This is a genomic window from Sulfitobacter sp. W027, assembly GCF_025143985.1.
Lineage (GTDB): Bacteria > Pseudomonadota > Alphaproteobacteria > Rhodobacterales > Rhodobacteraceae > Sulfitobacter.
Window position 1 is genome coordinate 256,302 of record NZ_CP083564.1, and the last position, 23,115, is coordinate 279,416.

The window sequence follows — 23,115 nt, forward strand, 5'->3', positions numbered from 1 at the left end:
GGTATGTTGCGGCCATTCAATTTAGTGAAGGTCTGCTTCGAGCCCATTCGAGACGCTCAAAATATGAACTTTGCAGATCGAAGCCTAGTCAATTCTCGCATGGAAATTGAGAACTTATTGCTTCGTATACTCCAACTTGGCGTGGATCGGACCATCTACTAGGATTCTCATCAGCCCAATTAAGGAAACCCTGGGAAATCGCTCTCAAGGTGTGGTTTGGATCAGCCTTAAGCGTTGGCGGAACAGTCCCTTTATCTGACAGACATATGGTCATCATTAGTTCGGATACACCTTTCAGGAAACTAGCACAGTCGGTGGACTGAATCATTTCTTGTCTGTCTAACTCTTCCCATTTTTGGTTTACAAACTGGCAGTTTGCCCTCAAATCGCCAATCGTTTTATACCCTACCTCTCCGGCACCGCGATCCGGAGAAAAGGCAACTATTACGAAAGCAGCACAAAGAATAGAAGTGCTCTTTATCGCTGGTTTCATCCGAAAATCCTTATATGGCTAGTCTGCTGAGGAAATGTAGGGTCGCAGCAGTGCGAGAAACAAGCCAGTTTTCCGGGTGGTGCCCATTTTCTTGCTCGACCAGTGCACTCTGCAAAGGGTTTCTAGTTTCAATTTCGCCATGCGTCAGCGTCCAGTAAACAGCGCTGAGGTCCGACGACATCAGGAATGGTCGCTTTGTCCACACAGGGGATGATCCTGCGATGCGCAGCTAGCGACCGCTTTAGGCCCAATTTACTGGATACCGCACTGCGTACGGACGCTCGCTAAGTCGAACCTAGCCAAAACCTGGCAGCACGTGCGGAGATTTCGGCAAGAACTTGTGACACCGTAATATTTGAGTATCTTCAACAGGAAGCGACTAATTGCAAAAAATGAGTGGATCGGCGAGAGGCAGCGCACCCTAGCCATGTCGGTGATCTTTCTTGAGGTCCTGTATAGTCGCATATACTCCGAACTTGTATCCTGCTGCATTGTGGCGGGTCGTCAGCATAGCGTGCTTTGGGTTTTAGAGAGCTGGCGGGTTGACAGTATGAATAAGTCGTGAATGAAATAATCGTTGCTAGCAAGTAAGTAACTGGATGAAGAATTCGAATTTATAGATGGTGCATTTCTTTGACACATCCCTACCACAAGCAACCCGACAGTGCGTTTTGGAGAAAAACTATTTCTTCGGTTCCTTCAGCACACATTAGGAGCTGGTACTCAAAGCGCTTTGAAATTGCAGAAAGTAAGATCGCGACTGCGGGGAGTTGTTTCGCTCAACATATTGGCCGTAATCTACGCGAAAAGAAATTTAACTATCTTGATGCCGAACCCGCGCCGAATATGCTTTCGGAAAAGATGCGGTATGACTTCGGCTATGATATGTACTCGGCGCGGTATGGAAACGTTTATACGTCGCGGCAGCTTTTGCAGCTGTTTAAGCGTGCGTTTGGTATGTTTTCGCCGGTCGAATGTGTCTGGCGTAGGGGTGATGGCGTCGTAGATCCATTCCGCCCGACTATCGAACCCGAGCCATTTTCCACTGTTCGAGAACTGGAGGCTCAGCGTGCCTACCATCTTGACTGCGTAGCGCAAATGTTTCGCTCCGCAGAGGTGTTCGTGTTTACGCTTGGTCTGACTGAGTCTTGGTCTGGGCGGGAAGATGGGGCAAATTTTCCGCTTTGCCCGGGCACAGCAGGGGGTAGCTATGATCCACAAAAACATGTTTTTGAGAATCTTTCAGTTTCTGCGGTGCTCGAGGATATGCACACGTTTTTCAGCTTGGCCCGTGAGATCAATCCGACATTGAAGTTTTTGCTCACAGTCAGTCCGGTGCCCTTGGCTGCAACTGCGACCGGCCATCAGGTTGCCGTAGCGACCGCGCATTCGAAAGCGATCCTGCGCGCGGCGGCAGGGGAACTCTATGACGTCTACGATTACGTGGACTATTTCCCTTCGTTCGAAATTATTACTTCGCCGTTCATGCAGGGATCATTCTTTGATGCAGATTGGCGCGGGGTAACCACAGAGGGTGTAGCCCAAGTAATGCAGACTTTTTTTTCTCAGCACGTACCGCCCGCCCATGAGTACGTCGGAAAGCAACCGCTAGCCTCTAATACATCGCTTTCACATATAGCTAAGGTGGAAGCTGCACAGAAGGCGGAAAATATTCGGTGTGACGAAGAACTCCTGGGGTCATATGCTGGAGGTCGGTCGTGAATGCGCTTTTGATCGGGGACTCTCACATTACGGCACTTTTGCAAGCGCATCGCGCTATGCAGGCGCGCGGTGAACTAGCTCAGGACGTGACTATTGCTCTGAAGCGTTTGGGAGGAGGGCACATTCTGCCAACTCCATTCTTCTCCAATGAAGGTGACTTTGCAAAAATTACCAATTCTGAATACAAGTTAGCGTTCAGGCAGTTACCGCCCAAGGCGCGTCGTTTCGGGACCTTGGGATTATCCATGCCCTTGTGGCCCCTTAGAGTAATGTATCAACTCGTTGCACAGAAAATTAGCCTAGAAACCTCTGTGGACGGATTACGCCCGATGTCCTTGGCACTTTTTGAGCGTCTCGTTCTTGAAGACCAGAAATACGTTATAGAGCTTATAGAAATACTCCATCGCAGTGGGACGCGCGTTATCGCGGTTGCTCCGCCTTCGTTGTTTCGCGATCATCCGATAATGTCATTTCATCCTGCTAATGACGCGTTGAAAATGTTTGCAACCTATCAGAAAATCATGACCACTGTGATGGAGAGAAGCAATGTGCATGTTATCCAGGTGCCTGAAAGGTGTTTGGATGCAGAGGGTTTTATGCTTGCGAAATACCGTCACAAGGACCCTAAGGACTCCCATCATGCAAACGCAGTGTTCGGAAAAATAATGATCCGAGAAGTCGAAATGTGGTTACGGACTCGGCCCGCTGAGGCAGACGAATGGCTGGAAATGCAAGCGGAAAAAAGAGCAGCTTATCTTCTGCAGAATAGCTCTTTGGCATTTCATCAGAGATTGATACGTAAATTTCGACAACTGGTCCGGTAGGGACACTATCGGGTTAAAGGGTTAGTTTTGGTAGCAAGCGACACGATCCGCTGAACACTTGATCTGAAAGAGTTCCCATGTCGCAAAGCTTGAACGAGAATCCTTTTCCTGGGTAGCTTTGGCTTACCCTTTTTCACGTTCCGCATGGCGCCGTCGAGGGTGCAAAAGAGACCTCTTTTTACAGTGCTATCTCCCATAGCGACCATTGGCGCAAGCGCTGCAGAATGGGCTATGTCCGCTCAGCGGACATCAGAACTTTTGCAATACCCGTGCTCCGATGGGTACGCCCCTGTTATCGTACAAAGTAATGCATCAGAGAGCGTTAAGGATTGTCTTGGATACTACGTACTGACCACCATCTTCAAATGACCATTCAACATAGGGTGCTTCAATAAACCATAGTTTTTTGAAGAAATAGGGGGAACTTTATCTTTTGCTGGGTTAGATGAGAGGGGCTACCCCAATTTGATCAATGTAGGCCTTAGTTAAGAGTTCCTTAGTTAGTCCAGCTTTCGATTTGGGGACAATTAGGCTGTCATGGACAGGGAGGCTTGGTACCTGATGCTCATTCATAAGTTTCAGCATCACTGACAGAAACGCTTCCGATTCCAGAAACTGGAGCTTTGACCAATCCATACCACTTCCCTTGAGGCACTTGAAGGATGGGTACTTATCTATCAGGGCATCAACCACCAGTCGCACCTTAGGTACTTCGCTTAACGCTATTCCATCGGCTTCAGCGATGATGTCCTTCACTCCTCTTCCCCATCTAGTCGGAAGCTCCCCCCGACCAAAGGCAGCAAGAACTACTTGCTTGATACATGTTCGCGAAAAGCCCATCACACTGTACAGGTCTCGCGAAACCCTGACCAACTTCCCAACCTGCGCAAGGTAGATCGACAGATGGCTTGCGCTCACGTCGAGTTCTAAGGTCTCCTCGCCGTTGATCAGTATTCCTTTGCGCTTCTCCATTTTCATGTTTTGGTAATTGTCGTTACCAACAGCATATATCCTGCCCCCTCGGTCCCAGCTGAAATTTTGATCGTCCACATTGTTGAAGACGCGTTTCAGCCGAGGTTGGGTAGGTAAATTGAATGTCTGTTGGTCCAAAAAGGTGTTGAGCGTGATTAAGGGTTCAGCCAACAAGATCAGGTTCTTGTTCTGCTTTGTGGCTATTGTCTGGCCTGCTTCGGGACGACCGTTCTTCGACTTCTTTCGCTTCTTCAAGACAACAGGTAAGCTGGCCGCATGGACATATTCAACGTGGTCGGAGATGTTCGAAGGAGTAATACCGTGTCTGGCAGCTTGTTCTAATAATGCTGGCGTTGCCCTGATGCGTTGGGCTCGGTAGGCGCTCACAGGTCCTACGATTTTCTCGCCCTCAAAGCCCTGACTGGGTCTGTACCCTGGAATAACCTCGATTAGACCTTCTCTGATACAAAACTCTCTGACAGCTTCGATCTGGCGACGCTCAACTAAGGTGCCGTCGTATCCCTCCTGTTTCGTTGAGCGGTAACAAAAGCCCAAGGCGTCTTTGTTGCCCGCGTGCTTGACCAAGTCCGCCCAGTAGGCTGCTAGGCTCGCTAGCATATTTTTGTGGGCCTGTACGCTTCTCCTACGCGTTCTAAGGCCGTGTCTGAGTTCTAGAGTGGTGAGCTGTTGAGCAAGGTCGTTCGTGAACGCCTTCGCTGCTTCGGATTTGGGGCGGTAGAGGAGTTCTGCCATGTCGGCTTCTAACAGGATATTCCTCTTTTCATCGGTGTCGTAGGGGAGCGGTAGAAAGTGCAAAATGCCTCCGTCTGGTGTTCGACATTTAATCTAGCTGTAATGATCATTGGACCTAGTCCAAGGGAGAACTTTCAGTCCAAGGGAGGGATGGCATCGATCAATCAATCGGTGCAGACCGACAGCAATGCATCATACTTTTTCTGAAGACTGTATCCTGAGCCATAGTTAGCTTGAGCACCCGATCCAAGGCTGTGCCCAAGTATGGCATTCTGGAGCTCTAAGGGGATGTCTTTAGCTCTGAGAGCGTCTTTCATGTTGTGACGTAAGGAATAGACCCCGTGCCTTCGGTCGGACGTGAAGCGTCGTAGTATCCTCATGAGTTGGTTGCTGAAGTTATCGTGGCTCCGAGGCTTGGCGAACTTCGGGAACGCTTCACCTAATCCAGTTTCGCGTGCCCTAATATCTTTGGCTACCTTCAATGCACGATTGCCGACGAGGGGTACCTTCCTTATTCGCGCGGAATCCTTAACGCCTCGGGAAGAATTCGGCTTAATATGGATGTATGGGACTTCATCTCCTACGCTAATTTCATCCATGTGAAGACCGAGTATTTCTGCATTTTGTGCCCCGGTATGATGCATCAACGTCCAAATTTCCAAGAGTGTAGAATGGGATTGCAAAGCTTCATACATGTTGTCGATGATATCGGTTGGAAGCGGCTCACGAAGGTCCCTGGGAGCAGTCGAAGCTTCAGGGTACTCAAGGCTTCTGAAGCAAGTACACTCAGCAAGATCGTATTCACGTGCGGCATAATTGATGGCCGCTTTGATGTTATTGATCTGCCGTCGTGCGGAAGCTGGCTTCATCCTCTTAAGCAACCTGTCTCGGAGAGCTCTTGCGTGCGAGCGTTTGATCTTTGTAATCGGTAGATTGGACCCGAAGGCGACTAGCGCATGATCTTCAACGCGTCTGAAGTTGTTCACGTTTTTCCGCTGCTTGAAGGGGTCAGGGTTCTTTTTCTCTTTTAGGTACAGGTTAAAGGCGTCGGTGACAGTTGGTTCGCTTTGGACTGTATCAACGCCTAGCCTGAGGGCGGCAACCAACCTGCTGTCTGCTTCTGAAACGCCTTCATAGGTTCCGGTTTCTTCAATTAGAGGATACTTATTGAGTATCTCTTCTGAATATTCGCGTCTTGCGGTTTTCTCATCTGTGGTAGCACCTGGGCCATCTTGGGCGAGGCCGTTAAGCCTGAAGAAAGATTTTATGTGCTCTTGATGTTCTAGGGGGGTGGTAATCTCCCCCGTTGAGTTCACCAGTGCAATCTGTCGCTCAACATCACGATGATACTCGCCGTAGGCTAAAGTGGCCTCTCGTTCTGAGATGCCCAGCACCTTGGAAAACTCTGACTTTCCCAGTGCCCTGTGAAGTGACTTGGGGACTCTTCGCCTGTAGCGGAAACGCCCGTTCTCATCGAGTTTAACGTATTTAAGTTTTAGCGCTGGGCGGGCCATAGATGTGTACCTAATGTGGACCTAAAAGTGGACCTAAGTAGGGTAACAAACCTGATAAGGTGAATAAACCCAAAGCCTTAGCTGAGTTTATATGGTGCCCAGGAGAGGACTCGAACCTCCACACCGTTGCCAGTACTAGCACCTGAAGCTAGCGCGTCTACCATTCCGCCACCTGGGCACGTATCGTGTGGGGTGCTCTAAGGCTCGGTTGGGTGACTGTCAATCGCAATCTGAGCGAAAAACCGAAAATCCTGTGCGATGGCCTCTGCAACCGGGGGTTTGGCCTTGTGACAGGGGCGGCGCGCAGGTACATCCTGTCAGAGAATTTATCTACAGGAGCGGCAGAATGTCTAAGCTGGTCACGATTTATGGCGGTTCGGGGTTTGTCGGACGCTATATCGCGTATCGCATGGCCAGAGCTGGTTGGCGGGTGCGGGTGGCGATGCGTCACCCAAACGAGGCGCTCTTTGTGCGGACCTATGGTGTGGTAGGCCAAGTCGAACCGGTTTTGTGTAACATTCGCGATGACGGCTCCGTGCGCGAGGCGTTGCGCGGGGCAGATGCGGTCGTTAACTGCGTCGGCATTCTGGTTGAGACCGGCAAGAACAGCTTTGATGCAGTGCAATCCGAAGGGGCCGAGCGTATCGCCCGTATGGCTGCGGGCGAGGGTGTTGAGCGCTTTGTACATGTCTCGGCCATCGGTGCGGATATGGAGGCCGACAGCGATTATGCCCGCACCAAGGGCGAAGGCGAAGCAGCTGTGCTTAAACATATGCCTCATGCCGTTATTCTGCGCCCCTCCATCATGTTCGGTGCCGAGGACGAATTCTTTAACCGTTTTGCTGGCATGACCCGCACCGGCCCGATCCTCCCTGTCGCCGGTGCCTCGACCCGTTTCCAGCCGGTCTTTGTCGATGACGTGGCCAAGGCTGCCGAAAAGGCGCTGGAAGGAGCGGCACCTTCGGGTGTCTATGAGCTAGGCGGCCCGGACGTGGATACGTTCCGTGGCTTGATGCAGCGCATGCTTGACGTGATCCATCGCCGCCGCTTGGTGCTAAACTTGCCGTGGTTCGTTGCTCGGATGATGGCTTTCGGCTTTGACATGGTTCAGGCGGTCACATTTGGGCTGTTCACCAACAAAATGCTGACCCGCGATCAGGTTAAGAACCTGCGGAATGACAACGTCGTGTCCGACGGCGCGCGCGGTTTTACCGAGCTTGGTATCACGCCCACCGCAATGGATGCAGTGCTTCCGGATTATCTGTGGCGGTTCCGTCCTTCGGGGCAATATGACGCCATCAAAGCATCGGCACGTAATCTGCGGCAGGGATAATGGAACAGTCGACCACTCTGATCGCTGCTTTTTTGGGTTTGCTGGAGGGGCTGACAGAGTTCATCCCCGTATCCTCGACCGGACACCTTTTGACGGCTGGGTATTTTTTAGGGTTCCACAGCGCGGGACGGACCTTTGAGGTCGTGATCCAACTTGGCGCCGTGTTGGCGATCCTGACGGTCTATTCTGCACGGCTTTGGGCGGTCTTCTCTGCCGCGCCCCATGACCCGCAAGCGCGGCGGTTCATCTGGTCGGTGCTTCTGGCCTTTCTGCCTGCGGTCGTGATCGGCGTTTTGGCGCACGACTTTATTAAAACGGTCCTGTTTGAAACGCCGATGCTGATCGCCATCATGTTGGTGCTGGGTGGGGTGGTGCTTTTAGTAGTGGATCGCATCGCCCCCGCGCCGACTTATTCCGACGCGACCAAATTCCCGCCTTCGATGGCTTTCAAGATCGGTGTGATTCAATGCCTCGCTATGGTGCCTGGCACGTCGCGGTCGGGTGCGACCATTGTCGGGGCCTTGTTGCTGGGGTCTAGCAAACGTGCTGCGGCGGAATTTTCGTTCTTCCTGTCGATGCCGACCATGGCGGGGGCCTTCGCCTATGACCTTTATCAAAACCGTGATGTGCTTGATGCCTCTGCCATGGGTGAAATCGCCGTAGGCTTTGCCATGGCCTTTATCTCTGCCGTGATCGTGGTGCGTTGGGTGCTCGATTACGTGAGCCGCTATGGCTACGCACTCTTCGGTTGGTGGCGAATCCTAGTTGGCGGGGTCGTTATCCTCGCGTTATGGGCGGGCATGTAGGCAGATAGGTCCACATCGGACCTTAAATGATGCATAAAATTGTTATCCGGGTGCCTTAATTGCTCGGAAAGAGGTAAATAGGTCATCACTGCTGTCTTTTATTTACTTTGCCGCTCTTGTATTTGAGCCTTCTGACGGAATTTGTCGAAGGAACGGGTATATGGCGAAGCAGGTCATGCTGAAATTTACAGACGTCGCACGGGATATGCCCGAAAAGCGCCCGCCCAATTTGCGCAGGACGGATTTCGACGAGATCTATGCCGAATACGCGGATGCCAAGGCCGCCGAGCAGTCGAGCCGCTGCAGCCAATGCGGCGTGCCCTACTGCCAGACCCATTGTCCGCTACACAACAACATCCCAGACTGGCTGCGCTTGACCGCCGAAGGGCGTCTGCAAGAGGCCTATGAGATCAGTCAGGCCACGAATACTTTTCCCGAGATCTGTGGCCGCATCTGCCCGCAGGACCGCCTGTGCGAAGGCAACTGCGTGATCGAGCAGTCGGGCCATGGCACCGTCACCATCGGCTCGATCGAGAAATACATAACCGACACTGCGTGGGAGCAGGGCTGGGTCAAACCCGCCGCCCCGCGCGAAGAGCGCCCCGAGAGCGTCGGCATCATCGGCGCGGGCCCCGGCGGTCTGGCGGCGGCAGATATGCTGCGCCGCGCAGGCGTGCAGGTCACCATCTATGACCGCTACGATCGGGCGGGCGGGTTGCTGACCTATGGCATCCCCGGCTTCAAGCTGGAGAAAGACGTGGTCGAGCGCCGCAATGCACAGCTCGCCGAGGGTGGGGTGACCTTTGAATTGAACTGCAACGTCGGCACCGACATCAGCTTTGGCGCGATCCGGGGCAAGCATGACGCGGTGATCATTGCCACAGGCGTTTACAAAACGCGTGAGATCGAAGTCCCCGGTGTGGGTGGGTTCGGTGTGGAGCGGGCGATTGACTTTCTGACCGCCTCCAACCGCAAAAGCTTTGGCGACACGGTCGAAGAATTCGAGAATGGCCGTCTGAATGCCGCTGGCAAAAAGGTCGTTGTGATCGGCGGCGGTGACACGGCGATGGACTGCGTGCGCACCTCGATCCGTCAGGGTGCGGAGAGCGTGAAATGTCTCTACCGTCGGGACCGGGCCAATATGCCGGGCAGCCAGCGCGAAGTGCAAAACGCCGAGGAAGAAGGCGTGATTTTTGAATGGCTGAGCGCGCCCAAGGGTTTTGTCGGCGATCCCGTGACCGGCGTGATGGTACAGAAGATGCGGCTTGGTGCGCCCGATGTGACTGGCCGTCAGGCGCCCGAGGTCATCGAAGGTGCGGATTACGTCGAAGAGGCCGATCTGGTCATCATGGCTCTGGGCTTTGAACCCGAAGACCTGCCGACCCTTTGGAACGAGCCGGACCTGCCGGTGAACCGCTGGGGCACGATCAAAGCCGACTATGTCACCGGAGCCACCACGCTTGATGGCGTCTATGCCGTAGGCGACATCGTGCGCGGTGCGAGCCTTGTAGTCTGGGCGATTAAAGATGGCCGCGACTGCGCCGAAGCGATCCTTAACGATTTCAATGGGGCGCAGCGCATCGCTGCGGAATGAGATGAGTGCAGGTGCAGCCATCAAAACAGATAATATCATAGGTGACAAACATCACCACGGCCATTGTCTGTGCGGCGCGGTCACGGTGGATGTGACCGGGCCGTTGGCTGCGATTTCGGCCTGTCATTGTGACCTCTGCACCCGGTGGAGCGGTTCTGTCCAAATGGGGATCGAAGTGCCCCGCGCGCGGGTTTCCTATAAGGGGCCGATCCGGACCTATGCCTCCTCCACCTTTGCCGAGCGGGCGTGGTGCGAGACCTGCGGCACGGCGGTTTGGTTTGCCGATACCGAAGGCGAGAATGCGGGTCTGCTGGAGCTGGCTCCGGGGCTCTTCGATGGCTTCGGCGGCGCAAAGCTGGCGCGCGTGGTCTATGCCGACCGCGCCCCAAGCAACTTTGCCTTGGCCGGGGAACTGGAGCGCGTGAGCAAAGCCGACTACGAGGCCCGCACCCAGCATGTGGAGGACGAGCGATGAGCCTTTTGAATGGTCATTGCCTCTGCGGGGCGGTCACGGTCAGCTTTGAACCGTTGAAAGACGGGCTTGGCGCGTGCCACTGCGAGATGTGCCGTCGTTGGACCGGCAGCGCTTTCCTTGAGATCGACGCCAAACCGGGCAGCCTGACCTATGACGGCCCGGTGAAATCCTATGCCTCTTCGGACTGGGCCGAGCGGGCGTGGTGCGACAGTTGCGGCAGCACGCTTTGGTATCACCTCACGCTGCCGGGGCATGACTATTACTCACTCTCTGCCGGGTTGGTGGAGAATGCGGGCGGCCTGCCGCTCAAGACCGAGATTTACATAGATGTGAAGCCCGACGGCTATGCCTTTGCCGGGGACCACGAGATCAAAACCAAGGCCGAAGTCGAAGCAGGATTTGCGGCGTTTGTGGAAGGAACCAAGCCATGACCAAATATGATGACGCCTGGGTGGCCCGCGAAGAAGCCAAACGCGCAATGATGGCCGAGAAGGGCATGTATAGTTTCGAGGAAGAGCATTCTTCCTGTGGCGTGGGCCTTGTGGTCAATATCAACGGCGAGAAGACCCGCGAAGTCGTCCTGAACGGGATCAACGCGCTGAAGGCAATCTGGCACCGCGGCGCGGTTGACGCAGATGGGATGACCGGCGATGGCGCGGGCATCCACGTGCAGATCCCCGTGCCCTTCTTTTATGAGCAGGTCCGCCGCACCGGCCACACCCCGCGCGAGAACGAGTTGATCGCCGTGGGCCAAGTCTTCCTGCCGCGCACCAATTTTGCAGCACAAGAAACCTGCCGGACCATCGTCGAAACCGAAGTCCTGCGCATGGGCTACTACATCTACGGCTGGCGCCATGTGCCGGTTGATATCTCCGTGCTGGGCGAGAAAGCCAACGCGACCCGGCCTGAGATTGAGCAGATCCTAATTTCCAACGCCAAGGGCGTCGATGAAGAGACATTCGAGCGTGAACTCTACGTCATCCGCCGCCGGATTGAGAAAGCCGCCATCGCCGCGCAGGTGCCGCAGATGTACATCGCGTCGATGTCTTGCCGCAGCATCATCTATAAAGGCATGATGCTGGCCGAACAGGTTGCCGAATTCTATCCCGACCTGAAGGACGACAAGTTCATCAGTGCCTTCGCGATCTATCACCAGCGCTATTCCACCAACACCTTCCCGCAGTGGTGGCTGGCGCAGCCCTTCCGCATGTTGGCCCATAACGGCGAGATCAACACGCTCAAGGGCAACATGAACTGGATGAAGAGCCACGAGATCCGCATGGCCTCCGCCACCTTCGGGGACATGGCAGAAGACATCAAACCAATCGTCGCCGCCGGGTCGAGCGACTCAGCGGCGCTGGATTCGGTGTTCGAAGTGCTGGTCCGCGCGGGCCGTTCTGCTCCGATGGCCAAGACGATGCTGGTGCCGGAGTCGTGGTCGAAACAGGCCGTGGAATTGCCGCAGGCGTGGCGCGACATGTACTCCTATTGCAACTCTGTCATGGAGCCATGGGACGGTCCCGCTGCTCTGGCGATGACCGATGGTCGCTGGGTCTGCGCCGGGCTTGACCGCAACGGTCTGCGCCCGATGCGCTATGTGGTGACATCCGATGGCATGCTGATCGCCGGTTCCGAGGCCGGGATGGTGCCGCTGGATGAGGCCCGCGTGGTGCGCAAGGGCGCGCTTGGTCCGGGGCAGCTCATCGCGGTCGATATGGATGAGGGCAAGCTTTTCCACGACACTGAAATCAAAGACAAACTGGCCGCCAACCAGCCCTTCGGCGAATGGGTCGGCAAGATCACCGAGATGGACGATGTCCTTGCTGGCGTCACCGAGAGACCGCTGTTTGAGGGGGCTGAACTGCGCCGCCGTCAGGTGGCCGCGGGCTATACCATTGAAGAGCTTGAGCAGATCCTCGCCCCCATGGCCGAGGACGGGAAAGAGACGCTGGCCTCGATGGGCGATGACACGCCGTCGGCTGTCCTTAGCGGCCAATACCGCCCGCTGAGCCACTTCTTCCGCCAGAACTTCAGCCAGGTGACCAACCCGCCGATTGATTCCTTGCGTGAATTCCGGGTGATGAGCCTTAAGACCCGCTTCGGGAACCTCAAAAACGTGCTGGACGAGGACAGCTCTCAAACCGAGATTCTCGTGCTCGACAGTCCTTTCGTCGGCAATGCGCAATTCGAAGAACTGATGGCGCAGTTCAAGGTGCATACTGTTACGATCGACTGCAGCTTTGAGCCGGGCAGCAGCAACCTTAGCACCGGTTTGGCACGCATTCGGGCCGAGGCGGAGGACGCAGTGCGCTCGGGCGCGGGGCATCTGGTGCTGACGGACCAGCATAGCGGTGAAGATCGGGTCGCGATGCCGATGATCTTGGCGACCAGCGCGGTGCACAGTCATCTGGTGCGCAAGGGCTTGCGGACCTTTACCTCGCTCAAAGTGCGCGCGGCGGAATGTGTTGATCCGCATTACTTTGCCGTTCTGGTGGGCTGTGGTGCTACCGTGGTGAACGCCTATCTGGCCGAGGATTCCTTGGCCGACCGTATCGGGCGCGGGCTGCTGGATATGACGCTGACGCAGGCGGTGCAAAAGTACCGTGAGGCGATTGACCAGGGTCTCTTGAAGATCATGGCGAAGATGGGGATTTCGGTGATCTCGTCTTACCGTGGTGGCCTGAACTTTGAAGCGGTGGGCCTGTCGCGCGCCATGTGTGCGGAATATTTCCCCGGCATGACCAGCCGTATCAGCGGCATTGGTGTCGTGGGCATTCAGCGCAAGGCCGAAGAGGTTCACGCGCGCGGTTGGCAGGGCGATGATGTCGTCATGCCCATCGGCGGTTTTTACAAGCAGCGCAAGTCGGGTGAGAAACACGCTTGGGAGGCGAGCAGCATGCATATGCTGCAGATGGCCTGCGACCGCGCATCCTACCAGATGTGGCAGCAGTATTCGAAGAAGATGCAGAGCAACCCGCCGATCCATCTGCGCGATCTCTTGGACATCAAGCCGCGCGGCAATCCTGTGCCGTTGGAGGAGGTGGAAAGCATCACCTCGATCCGCAAACGTTTCGTGACGCCGGGCATGTCGCTGGGGGCGCTTTCCCCTGAAGCCCACAAGACGCTGAACGTGGCGATGAACCGTATTGGTGCGAAGTCCGACAGCGGCGAGGGCGGCGAAGATCCGGCGCATTTCGTGCCGGAGGCCAATGGTGACAACCCAAGCGCTAAGATCAAACAGGTCGCCTCGGGCCGCTTTGGTGTGACGGCGGAATATCTGAACCAGTGCGAAGAGTTGGAGATCAAGGTGGCTCAGGGCGCCAAGCCCGGTGAGGGTGGCCAGCTTCCGGGCATGAAGGTCACCGACCTGATCGCGCGGCTGCGGCATTCGACCAAAGGCGTGACGCTGATCTCGCCGCCGCCGCACCATGACATCTACTCGATCGAAGACCTCGCGCAGCTGATCTATGACCTCAAGCAGATCAACCCGCGCTGCAAGGTGACGGTGAAACTGGTGGCCTCTTCGGGCGTTGGCACGATTGCCGCCGGGGTGGCGAAGGCCAAGGCCGATATCATCCTGATCTCGGGCCATAACGGTGGCACCGGGGCCTCGCCTGCGACCTCGATCAAATATGCCGGTCTGCCGTGGGAGATGGGTCTGACCGAAGCGCATCAGGTTCTGTCGATGAACAACCTGCGCGACCGGGTGACATTGCGCACCGATGGCGGGCTGCGCACCGGGCGCGACATCGTCATGGCGGCGATGATGGGAGCCGAGGAATACGGCATCGGCACCGCCGCGCTGATCGCCATGGGCTGTATCATGGTGCGTCAGTGCCAGTCGAACACCTGCCCGGTGGGGGTCTGCACGCAGGACGAAGCCCTGCGTGGCAAGTTCACCGGCAATGCCGACAAGGTGGTGAACCTGATTACCTTCTACGCCACCGAAGTGCGCGAGATTCTTGCCAGCATCGGTGCGCGGAGCCTTGATGAGGTGATTGGCCGCGCCGATCTGCTGACACAGGTCAGCCGTGGCTCGTCGCATTTGGATGATCTGGACCTGAACCCGCTGCTCATCACCGTCGATGGGGCGCATGAAAACGTCTATGACCGCGACAAGCCGCGTCAGGTCGTGCTCGATACGCTGGACTCTCAGATCGTGCGCGATGCCGCGCGGTTCTTGGAGGACGGCGAGAAGATGCAGCTCTCCTACGCGGTGCAAAACACGCATCGGACCGTGGGCACGCGGGTCAGCAGCCATATCGTTCGCAAGTTCGGGATGCGTAACAGCCTTCAGCCGGATCACTTGACGGTGAAGCTAACCGGCTCTGCGGGGCAGTCCTTGGGAGCCTTTGCGGCACCGGGGCTGAAGCTCGAAGTCTCGGGCGATGCCAATGACTATGTAGGCAAAGGGCTTTCGGGCGGCACGATTGTGGTGCGGCCTTCAATGGCAAGCCCTGTGGTGGCGTCGGAGAACACGATCATCGGCAACACCGTGCTTTATGGCGCGACGGCGGGATACCTCTTTGCTGCGGGCCGCGCGGGCGAGCGTTTCGCTGTCCGCAACTCGGGCGCGCATGTGGTGATCGAGGGCTGTGGCAGCAACGGGTGTGAATATATGACCGGCGGTGTTGCGGTGATCCTTGGCGAGATCGGGGCGAACTTTGCCGCCGGGATGACCGGGGGGATGGCCTATCTCTATGATCCCGACGGGCTGGCACCGAAGCTCATGAATGCCGAAACCATCGTGACCTGTGCGGTGACTGTGGATCATTGGCTGGATCAGTTGCACGGATTGATCGAGCGCCATGTGGCAGAGACGAACAGCCGCAAGGGCGCGGATATCCTCCAGCATTGGGAGAGTGAGAAGCACAACTTCTTACAGGTCTGCCCGAAGGAGATGTTGGTGCATTTGCCGGCGCCGTTGAGCGTTGAGGAGACGGCCGTTCCGGCGGAATGATGAGGGCGATCGCCTGCCCGCGGGTGGGCGATCCTCCGTGGCCTCATGCCACTTTATGGTTCAGCCGTGATGTGCGTTCTCAATGTCACGCCCAGCCTCACCAAATCGCCTACCCGGTGGGGCGGGCAGGCGATGGCCCGGCGCCTGCGGCTTGATTCCGGGCTGGGGTGGTAGATATTGTCGGATGCACTACCTCAACCGTCTTACAGGAGGCGGTATGCGGAAAATCTTGATCATCTTGGCCCTGTTCACAGGCCTCAACGCCTGCACCGATACCGCCCCACGGGGCGGGGGGGACATCCTCGTGCTGGGCGATTCCATCATGGCATGGAACGGCAATGCCGCGATCCCCGACGTTATCTCAAGCGCAACGGGCCGCAGCGTCATCAGCCGCGCCGTGCCGGGCGCGCAGTTCGACAATGGCTCGACCATCGCCTCAGCCGTCGGCTTTGATATCCAACAACAGTTCCCCGGTGGACGCTGGAACTGGGTGGTGGTCAATGGCGGGGCCAACGATCTGAGCGCCGATTGCGGCTGCGGTGCCTGTGGGGCATCGGTGAATGCGCTGATCGGACCGGATAGCCAAAGTGGCAGCATCCCAGCGTTCCTAAGTAAACTTCGCGCCCAAACCGGGGCGCAGGTCATGTGGATGGGCTATTACGCAGGCTCCGGCTCTGGCTCCTTTGCGGGGTGCCGCGATGATCTGGTAGAGATCGAGTCCCGCATCGCAAGTTTCGCCGCAAGCCGCCCCGGCATCCATTTTGTCGATTCCGAAGACGTGATCGATCGGGGGGACCGCGGGCTCTTTGCAGGCGATAATGTGCATCCCTCTGCCCGCGGCTCGGCTCGGATCGGCAGTTACCTCGCCTCTGAAATCACAGCGCGCGAGAGCCGTTCACAAAACCGCGTAGGCGGCCTATAGCTAAGTCATGGCGACACGTAAAAAGACCGCCCCCAAGGGCAAGAAATCGAGCAAGGCTGCCCCCCCGTTGAAAAAGCGTGCGGGCCGTTGGATGCTGCGCGCGGTGGCGTTTGCCTGCCTCTTCGTCGTGCTGCTGGTGCTGCTGTTCCGCTTCGTCAACCCGCCCACCGGTCTCTACATGCTCTCGGAATCACGCCGTTTAGGCGGAGTGCAGCGCGACTGGGTGCCGCTGGAACAGATCGCCCCTGTCATGGCTCGCGCTGCCGTGGCGGCGGAGGATGCGAATTTCTGCAATCATTGGGGTTTTGACATGCAGGCGATCCGGACCGCGATTGAAAACGGCTCCGCCCGTGGGGCCTCTACGATCAGCCAGCAGACGGTCAAGAATGTGTACCTCTGGCATGGCCGCTCTTGGCTGCGCAAGGCGCTCGAGGCTGGGATGACCCCGCTGGTCGAGACGCTTTGGCCCAAGCGTCGGATCATTGAGGTCTATCTGAATGTGGCGGAGTTCGATGAGGGTGTCTTTGGCGTCGGCGCAGCGGCTCCGCATTACTTTGGCGTCGCGGCAGCAGACCTTAGCCCCACGCAGGCGGCTCGGCTCGCGGCGATCCTGCCCGACCCAAAAGAGCGTTCCGCTTCTCGCCCCGGAGACTTTACCCGCAAGCGCACCGCGCAGATCATGGACGGGGCGGCGACCATCCGCGCGGATGGCCGTGCCGCCTGTTTCGACAGTTGAAAATCCCTTCGCCAGCAGGCATGGAAGAGTGCAATCCCTTTAAACACACGGACTTTATATGACGGCTCGCTTGTTTCACGTTCCCTTGTCCCCCTTCTGTCGCAAGGTGCGGCTTAGCCTTGGGGAGAAGAAGATCGAGGTGGAATTGGTCGAGGAGCGTTACTGGGAGCAAGACCCGGATTTTCTGCGCCGCAATCCGGCCGGCAAGGTGCCTGTGCTGCGGCTCGACGGCATCATGATGTCCGAAAGCGCCGCGATCTGCGAATATATCGAAGAGACCCGGCCCGAGGCATCACTGCTGCCCAGCGACCCCGTACAACGGCTTGAAGTGCGCCGATTGGTGAACTGGTTCGATGATAAGTTCCATCATGAGGTCACCTCCAAGCTGCTGTATGAACGGGTGAACAAGAAAGTCACTAAACAGGGCTATCCGGACAGTAAAAACGTCAAAGCCGGGGCTAAGGCGATCAAGTATCATCTGGATTACATGACATGGTTGCTCGACCATCGGCGTTGGCTGGCGGGTGATGTGATGACACTGGCCGACTTTGCAGCTGCCGCACATCTGTCTTCGCTCGACTATATCTCGGATGTCGATTGGAATCGCTCTGACGTGGTTAAGGATTGGTACGCCAAGATCAAATCGCGGCCGGCCTTCCGCTCAATCCTTGCCGATCAGGTGCCGGGCTTCCCGCCGCCCAGACAATACAACAACCTAGATTTCTGATGGCGGCCGAGGCGCCAAAAGGGTGACCGGGGACAGCGATGACCTAAAGGCGCGTGTGGTCGCACGGGCGCTGGAAGAAGGGTTTGTCGCCTGCCGTATCTGCCGTCCCGACGCTCTGCCCGAAGTGCCCGAACGCCTCGCCCGATTTGTCGAGGCAGGCTATCACGGGCAGATGGGCTGGATGGAAGAGCGGATGCACTGGCGCGGCAATCCCGCAGCGCTCTGGCCCGAGGCGCGGTCGGTCATCATGCTGGCCGAAAGCTATACCCCTGACCATGATCCCCGCGCGGTGTTGGAACATCCCGACATGGGGGCAATCTCGGTCTATGCACAGGGGCGAGATTACCACGATATCGTCAAGAAACGACTGAAGCGGCTGGCGCGCTGGCTGATGGAAGAGGCGCGCGCGGCAGAGCCTGAGGTGAAGGTTTTCGTCGATACCGCCCCGGTGCCCGAAAAAGCCTTGGCGCAGGCGGCGGGATTGGGCTGGCAGGGCAAGCACACCAACTTGCTGAGCCGGAAATTTGGAAACTGGGCCTTTTTAGGGTCGGTTTTCACCACCCTCGACCTCACGCCTGATCCACGAGAGATAGACCACTGCGGCTCTTGCCGTGCCTGCCTTGATGTCTGCCCGACGGAGGCCTTCCCCGCACCCTACCAACTCGACGCGCGGCGCTGCATTTCCTATCTGACGATTGAGCATAAAGGGCCGGTCGATCTGGAATTGCGCGAGAAGATGGGCAATCGGATCTATGGCTGTGACGATTGCCTTGCCGCCTGCCCATGGAACAAGTTTGCCGTGACGGCGAGCGATATGCGCTATCACGGCCCTGCGGTGCAGCCCGCGGATCTGGCTGAGCTTGCAATGCTGGACGACACCACTTTTCGCGCGCGCTATTCCGGTTCCCCGATCAAGCGGATCGGACGGGATCGTTTTGTGCGCAACGTACTCTATGCCATCGGCAATTCCGGACTGGCGCCGCTACGCCCTGTGGCGCAATCTCTGACCGAAGACGCCGACCCCGCCGTTGCAGATGCAGCGCGTTGGGCGGTAGAGCGGTTGGCATAGGGGGCGCGCCATTGGCGGTTTTATTGGGCGTAGACACGGGCGGCACCTATACGGATGCGGTACTGATCCGGGATGAGACCGAGGTCATCGCCTCTGCCAAGGCTTTGACGACGCGAACCGATCTGGCGATTGGTGTGGGCAATGCGGTCACGGCGGTACTTGCGCAATCCGGCATACCGGCAGGTGAAATCGCCATGGCGTCGCTATCCACAACCCTCGCCACCAATGCGCTGGTTGAAGGGCAGGGCGGGCGTGTGGCTCTGATCTACGTCGGGTTTCGCGCCAGCGATCTTGAGGCGCACGGACTTATTGAGGCGCTTCGGGGGGATCCCAGCCTGCTGCTGACCGGAGGTCACGATCACGCGGGTGCAGAGGTTGCACCGCTGGACGAAGCGGCCCTGATCCCCTTTTTAGAGACACTTAAAGAGGATGTAAGCGGCTTTGCCGTGGCCAGCCAGTTTGCCACGCGCAACCCGGCCCATGAGCTGCGGGCGGCGGAATTGGTGGCGCAGATCACCGGGCGTCCTGTCTCGGCCTCTCATAACCTATCGGCCAAATTGAACGGCCCCAAGCGGGCGCTGACGGCCCTTTTGAACGCGCGGCTGATCGGCATGATCGACCGGCTGATTGGCCGGGCAGAGGACCAACTGCGCGCCTTGGGGATCGACGCTCCGATGATGGTGGTACGCGGCGATGGCGCGCTGATGTCGAGCGCGCAGGCCCGTGAGCGACCGATTGAGACGATCCTCAGCGGCCCCGCCGCGTCACTGGTCGGGGCACGCTGGCTCACCCGGGCGGAAACGGCGCTGGTGTCGGACATCGGTGGGACGACGACAGATGTGGCACTGCTGCGCGATGGTCGTCCGGCGATTGATCCGGCGGGCGCGCAGGTTGGCCCCTATCGAACCATGGTCGAAGCGGTGGCGATGCGCACCCATGGGCTAGGCGGTGACAGCGAGGTGCATTTCGTCTCCGAAGGTTTGACGGCGGGCGTCACCCTTGGGCCGAAGCGGCTGCTGCCGGTGTCTCTGATCGCAGTCGACGCGCCAGAGGTGGTGCATAATGCCTTGGACGCACAACTGCGGCGCAGCGTGGCGGGGGAGCATGATGGCCGTTTCCTGCGTGCCGTGCCGGGGCAGGAGGGCGAGGGACTCGCCCCGCGCGATTTGGCTTTGCTGGAACGGATCGGCGGCGCGGTCTGGCCTTTGGGCGAAATCCTGCGGAACCGGGTAGAACAGGGTGCATTGACGCGGCTGGTGGCGCGCGGGCTGGTGCAGGTGGCGGGGGTCACCCCTTCGGATGCGAGCCATGTGGCGGGTCATTTAACGGCATGGGACAGTGACGCCGCGCGCAAGGCGCTTGAGTTGTTCGGGCGCAAGCGCGGCGGTTCGGGGCTGCGGTTTTGCCCCGATGCTGATGCGCTGGCCCAGATCATTATCAACCGGCTGACTCATCAGACGAGCCTGACTTTGTTAGAGACTGCTTTTGCAGAAGAGGAGCCGGGTTTCGGCCTCTCGCCCGAGGTTTTGGCCCGTCACGTACTGATGCAGCGTGGCCTGTCCGGGCATCGCGGGGTGGTGCGGATTGACGCAGGTTTGAACCTGCCTGTCGTCGGCCTCGGCGCATCTGCCGCGACCTATTACCCCGCAGTTGGAGAGGTGCTGGGGACAGAGATGATCCTGCCAGAGCACGCGCATGTCGCCAATGCCATCGGCGCAGTGGTGGGGCGGGTTATCATGCGCGAAAGCGGCACCATCACCGCCCCGCGCGAGGGGGTGTTTCGAGTGCATTTGGCCCATGGGCCACAGGATTTCCCGGATGCAGAGCGTGCGTTGTCTCAGCTAGAGACTGTATTGACCCAAGCCGCCCGTGCCCGTGCGCAGTCTGCCGGGGCGGCGGAAATTGAATGCCAAGTGACGCGCGATATCCGCACGGCGGGAGTCGAGGGGCGGGAGGTTTTCGTTGAGGCAGAGCTTACCGTCGAAGCCTCGGGGCGGCCACGCGTGGCCGTGGGCTAACCCCCGGCGCGGGGCCGGGGGCTGCTGTGTTACTCGGCTGCTTCGCGCTTGGGCAGCACCCAATCCGCGCGGGGGAAGTGGCAGGTGTAGCCGTTGGGCAGACGTTCAAGATAGTCCTGATGCTCCGGCTCCGCTTCCCAAAAATCACCGACCGGCTCGACTTCGGTCACCACTTTGCCCGGCCAGAGGCCGGAGGCTTCCACATCCGCGATGGTGTCTTCGGCCACGGCTTTTTGGTCGTCGTTGGTGTAGTAGATCGCAGAGCGATAGCTCATACCGACATCATTGCCTTGGCGGTTCGCCGTGGTGGGGTCATGGATTTGAAAGAAGAACTCCAGCAGCTCACGGTAGGAGGTCTTTTCGGGGTCAAAGTTAATTTCGATCCCCTCAGCATGGGTGCCGTGGTTGCGATAGGTTGCATTGGGCACGTCGCCGCCGGTATAGCCGACGCGTGTCGAGACCACGCCGGGGCGCCGGCGGATCAGGTCCTGCATGCCCCAGAAACAGCCACCGGCCAATACTGCACGTTCGGTTGTCATGTCACATTCTCCACTTGGTTAAGGTACTCGCCATAGCCTTCGGCTTCCATGTCGTCGCGGTGGATGAAGCGCAGGGAGGCGGAGTTGATACAGTAGCGCAGCCCGCCCCGGTCAGGCGGGCCATCGGGAAAGACGTGGCCAAGGTGGCTATCGCCGTGCTTGCTGCGCACCTCGGTGCGGACCATGCCGAGCGAGGCGTCTTGAAGCTCTTCAACATAGGCGGGCTCGATCGGTTTGGTAAAGCTCGGCCAGCCGCAGCCGCTCTCGTATTTGTCACCGCTGGCGAACAAGGGCTCGCCTGAGACGATATCGACATAGATGCCCGGCTCTTTGTTGCTCAGGTATTTGCCGGTCCCGGGGCGTTCGGTGCCGCTGCGTTGGGTGACGTGAAATTCTTCGGGGCTCAGCGCATCAAGCGCTTCGTTGGTTTTTTCGTAGCGGGGCATGGCGTCCTCCATTCATGGGCTTGGCCTATTAGATGGGGTGTAGCGGGGAAATTCAAAGGGTTTGCGCGGGCGCGGTAACAGCGGCGTGAGGCGGCTCACCGCTTTCGTTGACGCGAGATCTGCACCGCAAGGATGCCGCCCGCGATGATCGCAACGCCAAGGATGTCACGCGGCCCCAGCGTTTCGCCCAGCAGGAGGGCCGCGATGGCAACCCCAAAGAACGGGTTGAGGAAGTGAAAGGTCGCCGCCCGCGTCGCCCCGATGCGGTTGACCAGCCAGAACCAGACCACAGTGGCGGCAAGGCCGGGGACGAGGCAGGTATAGGCGAAGGCGAGAGTGAGGCGCAGGCTAGGGTCGATGCGGGGGGTCTCGAACAAAAGGGTCGCGATGGAGAGGGCCACGCAGCCGACAAGCATTTGCAAGCCGACGACCATGAGGAAGTTGCCGCCTGAGGTAGCGCCACGTACCAACAGGGTGGCGGCGGTGAGGGCCACAACGCCGATGGCGCAGAGCGCGAGGCCATAAAGGTCCACCGTGCCGCCCAAACGCGCACCCATGATGATGGCGACTCCCACGACACCAGCGAAAAGGCCCGCGATGCCCAAGGGGCGCAGCTTTTCGCCCAAGAACGCCCAAGCGGCGAAGCCGACGAGCAGCGGCATGGTGGAGGCGATGATTGCGGCGAGGGAGGCTTCGATTGTCTGCATGGCGATGAAATTGAGGCCGAGGTAGACCGCGTTTTGCAGCACGCCAAAGATGATTGTCGCCCGCCACTGTGCGGGGGTGAGCCGCCAGCTTTGCCCCAAGGTCAGCGCGATGCCGACGCCGATGAGGCCAGAGATCAGATAGCGCAGCGACAGGGCCAGTAGAGGCGAAGCGTCCATGACGATGATCCGCGCAGAGGTGAAGGCCGAGGACCACATCACAGCAAAGGCCAGACCCATGAGAATTGCGCGGATGTCCATGAGATGCCTCCTGTGCTGAACTTGCTAAGCAATGGCGGGTTTGCGGGAGGAGGACAAGGTGGGAAGACGGTAGAAAATACCACCCTAGCCCGGAGTCAAGCCGCAGGCCCCGGGCCATCGCCTGCCCGCCCGTCACGCTAAAAGCGTGCCTATTTAGTTTAGGCGCACCTTTGGTGCGACCGGGTAGGCGATTGAGCGAGGCTGGGTGGAGCTTCGCGCAGCAATCACATGGCTGCACCATAAAGTG

Annotated in this window: 19 protein-coding genes and 1 tRNA gene; 13 read left to right on the plus strand and 7 right to left on the minus strand. The window is 58.0% G+C overall.

Features of this window, described 5'->3' with window-relative positions; all coding sequences use genetic code 11:
• Positions 1-88: 88 nt before the first annotated feature.
• Positions 89-493, minus strand: coding sequence for a Rap1a/Tai family immunity protein (locus K3759_RS01245; protein ID WP_259983828.1), 405 nt, complete (start codon positions 491-493; stop codon positions 89-91).
• A gap of 633 nt (positions 494-1,126) precedes the next feature.
• Between K3759_RS01245 and K3759_RS01250 the strand changes: the two genes are divergently transcribed.
• Together K3759_RS01250 and K3759_RS01255 are read left to right on the plus strand one after the other, a co-directional pair.
• The gene (locus K3759_RS01250) at positions 1,127-2,215 is read left to right on the plus strand and encodes a GSCFA domain-containing protein (RefSeq protein WP_259983830.1); all 1,089 of its coding nucleotides are present in this window, start codon (positions 1,127-1,129) and stop codon (positions 2,213-2,215) included.
• On the plus strand, positions 2,212-3,039 hold the full coding sequence (locus tag K3759_RS01255) for a hypothetical protein (protein ID WP_259983831.1): 828 nt from the start codon (positions 2,212-2,214) through the stop codon (positions 3,037-3,039). The genes K3759_RS01250 and K3759_RS01255 overlap by 4 nt, the downstream gene beginning before the upstream one ends.
• 441 nt (positions 3,040-3,480) lie before the next feature.
• Here the strand turns inward: K3759_RS01255 and K3759_RS01260 are convergent, their stop codons facing one another.
• From K3759_RS01260 to K3759_RS01270, 3 genes are all read right to left on the minus strand, one after another.
• Positions 3,481-4,764 (minus strand): hypothetical protein, encoded by a 1,284-nt coding sequence (locus K3759_RS01260; protein WP_259983833.1) that lies wholly within the window; start codon positions 4,762-4,764, stop codon positions 3,481-3,483.
• 164 nt (positions 4,765-4,928) lie between these two features.
• A complete protein-coding gene (locus K3759_RS01265; RefSeq protein ID WP_259983835.1) occupies positions 4,929-6,278 on the minus strand; it encodes a tyrosine-type recombinase/integrase in 1,350 nt (449 codons plus the stop codon).
• A 92-nt stretch (positions 6,279-6,370) separates the two neighbouring features.
• Positions 6,371-6,456, minus strand: a tRNA-Leu gene (locus K3759_RS01270).
• A gap of 168 nt (positions 6,457-6,624) precedes the next feature.
• On the opposite strand from K3759_RS01270, the gene K3759_RS01275 reads away from it, so the two are divergent.
• From K3759_RS01275 to K3759_RS01325, 11 genes are all read left to right on the plus strand, one after another.
• Entirely contained in the window at positions 6,625-7,611 is a 987-nt protein-coding gene (locus tag K3759_RS01275) for a complex I NDUFA9 subunit family protein (RefSeq protein ID WP_259983837.1), read from the plus strand.
• Entirely contained in the window at positions 7,611-8,417 is an 807-nt protein-coding gene (locus K3759_RS01280) for an undecaprenyl-diphosphate phosphatase (protein ID WP_259983839.1), read from the plus strand. Before K3759_RS01275 ends, K3759_RS01280 begins: the two co-directional genes overlap by 1 nt.
• Positions 8,418-8,577: 160 nt before the next feature.
• The gene (locus tag K3759_RS01285; protein WP_259983841.1) at positions 8,578-10,011 is read left to right on the plus strand and encodes an NAD(P)-dependent oxidoreductase; all 1,434 of its coding nucleotides are present in this window, start codon (positions 8,578-8,580) and stop codon (positions 10,009-10,011) included.
• A 1-nt stretch (position 10,012) separates the two neighbouring features.
• Entirely contained in the window at positions 10,013-10,486 is a 474-nt protein-coding gene (locus tag K3759_RS01290; RefSeq protein ID WP_259983843.1) for a GFA family protein, read from the plus strand.
• Positions 10,483-10,917 carry a GFA family protein gene (locus K3759_RS01295; protein ID WP_259947007.1) on the plus strand — a complete coding sequence of 145 codons (435 nt, stop codon included), beginning with the start codon at positions 10,483-10,485 and terminating at the stop codon, positions 10,915-10,917. Before K3759_RS01290 ends, K3759_RS01295 begins: the two co-directional genes overlap by 4 nt.
• Positions 10,914-15,446 (plus strand): glutamate synthase large subunit, encoded by a 4,533-nt coding sequence (gltB, locus tag K3759_RS01300; protein ID WP_259983845.1) that lies wholly within the window; start codon positions 10,914-10,916, stop codon positions 15,444-15,446. The genes K3759_RS01295 and gltB overlap by 4 nt, the downstream gene beginning before the upstream one ends.
• Positions 15,447-15,663: 217 nt before the next feature.
• Complete coding sequence (locus K3759_RS01305; RefSeq protein ID WP_259983848.1) at positions 15,664-16,368, plus strand: SGNH/GDSL hydrolase family protein; 705 nt, start codon at positions 15,664-15,666, stop codon at positions 16,366-16,368.
• Between the two features lie 7 nt (positions 16,369-16,375).
• Positions 16,376-17,104: a monofunctional biosynthetic peptidoglycan transglycosylase gene (mtgA, locus tag K3759_RS01310; protein ID WP_259983851.1), complete on the plus strand. Its 729-nt coding sequence runs from the start codon at positions 16,376-16,378 to the stop codon at positions 17,102-17,104.
• A gap of 58 nt (positions 17,105-17,162) precedes the next feature.
• Complete coding sequence (locus tag K3759_RS01315) at positions 17,163-17,831, plus strand: glutathione S-transferase family protein (protein ID WP_259983854.1); 669 nt, start codon at positions 17,163-17,165, stop codon at positions 17,829-17,831.
• 22 nt (positions 17,832-17,853) lie between these two features.
• On the plus strand, positions 17,854-18,900 hold the full coding sequence (gene queG, locus K3759_RS01320) for a tRNA epoxyqueuosine(34) reductase QueG (protein ID WP_259983855.1): 1,047 nt from the start codon (positions 17,854-17,856) through the stop codon (positions 18,898-18,900).
• 11 nt (positions 18,901-18,911) lie between these two features.
• Entirely contained in the window at positions 18,912-20,918 is a 2,007-nt protein-coding gene (locus K3759_RS01325; protein ID WP_259983858.1) for a hydantoinase/oxoprolinase family protein, read from the plus strand.
• Between the two features lie 29 nt (positions 20,919-20,947).
• Here the strand turns inward: K3759_RS01325 and msrA are convergent, their stop codons facing one another.
• From msrA to K3759_RS01340, 3 genes are all read right to left on the minus strand, one after another.
• A complete protein-coding gene (msrA, locus tag K3759_RS01330; RefSeq protein ID WP_259983861.1) occupies positions 20,948-21,457 on the minus strand; it encodes a peptide-methionine (S)-S-oxide reductase MsrA in 510 nt (169 codons plus the stop codon).
• Positions 21,454-21,903 carry a peptide-methionine (R)-S-oxide reductase MsrB gene (gene msrB, locus K3759_RS01335; protein ID WP_243261985.1) on the minus strand — a complete coding sequence of 150 codons (450 nt, stop codon included), beginning with the start codon at positions 21,901-21,903 and terminating at the stop codon, positions 21,454-21,456. Before msrB ends, msrA begins: the two co-directional genes overlap by 4 nt.
• 95 nt (positions 21,904-21,998) lie before the next feature.
• Positions 21,999-22,868, minus strand: coding sequence for a DMT family transporter (locus tag K3759_RS01340; RefSeq protein WP_259983864.1), 870 nt, complete (start codon positions 22,866-22,868; stop codon positions 21,999-22,001).
• Between the last annotated feature and the right edge of the window lie 247 nt (positions 22,869-23,115).

Bases quoted from the DNA above. Each gene is read 5' to 3' on its own strand.
- mtgA (WP_259983851.1), top strand. From the start codon at position 16,376: ATGGCGACACGTAAAAAGACCGCCCCCAAGGGCAAGAAATCGAGCAAG.
- K3759_RS01290 (WP_259983843.1), top strand. From the start codon at position 10,013: ATGAGTGCAGGTGCAGCCATCAAAACAGATAATATCATAGGTGACAAA.
- K3759_RS01275 (WP_259983837.1), top strand. From the start codon at position 6,625: ATGTCTAAGCTGGTCACGATTTATGGCGGTTCGGGGTTTGTCGGACGC.
- K3759_RS01340 (WP_259983864.1), bottom strand. From the start codon at position 22,868: ATGGACATCCGCGCAATTCTCATGGGTCTGGCCTTTGCTGTGATGTGG.
- K3759_RS01285 (WP_259983841.1), top strand. From the start codon at position 8,578: ATGGCGAAGCAGGTCATGCTGAAATTTACAGACGTCGCACGGGATATG.
- K3759_RS01295 (WP_259947007.1), top strand. From the start codon at position 10,483: ATGAGCCTTTTGAATGGTCATTGCCTCTGCGGGGCGGTCACGGTCAGC.
- K3759_RS01280 (WP_259983839.1), top strand. From the start codon at position 7,611: ATGGAACAGTCGACCACTCTGATCGCTGCTTTTTTGGGTTTGCTGGAG.
- gltB (WP_259983845.1), top strand. From the start codon at position 10,914: ATGACCAAATATGATGACGCCTGGGTGGCCCGCGAAGAAGCCAAACGC.
- msrA (WP_259983861.1), bottom strand. From the start codon at position 21,457: ATGACAACCGAACGTGCAGTATTGGCCGGTGGCTGTTTCTGGGGCATG.
- K3759_RS01245 (WP_259983828.1), bottom strand. From the start codon at position 493: ATGAAACCAGCGATAAAGAGCACTTCTATTCTTTGTGCTGCTTTCGTA.
- K3759_RS01265 (WP_259983835.1), bottom strand. From the start codon at position 6,278: ATGGCCCGCCCAGCGCTAAAACTTAAATACGTTAAACTCGATGAGAAC.
- K3759_RS01260 (WP_259983833.1), bottom strand. From the start codon at position 4,764: ATGGCAGAACTCCTCTACCGCCCCAAATCCGAAGCAGCGAAGGCGTTC.
- K3759_RS01305 (WP_259983848.1), top strand. From the start codon at position 15,664: ATGCGGAAAATCTTGATCATCTTGGCCCTGTTCACAGGCCTCAACGCC.
- K3759_RS01315 (WP_259983854.1), top strand. From the start codon at position 17,163: ATGACGGCTCGCTTGTTTCACGTTCCCTTGTCCCCCTTCTGTCGCAAG.
- msrB (WP_243261985.1), bottom strand. From the start codon at position 21,903: ATGCCCCGCTACGAAAAAACCAACGAAGCGCTTGATGCGCTGAGCCCC.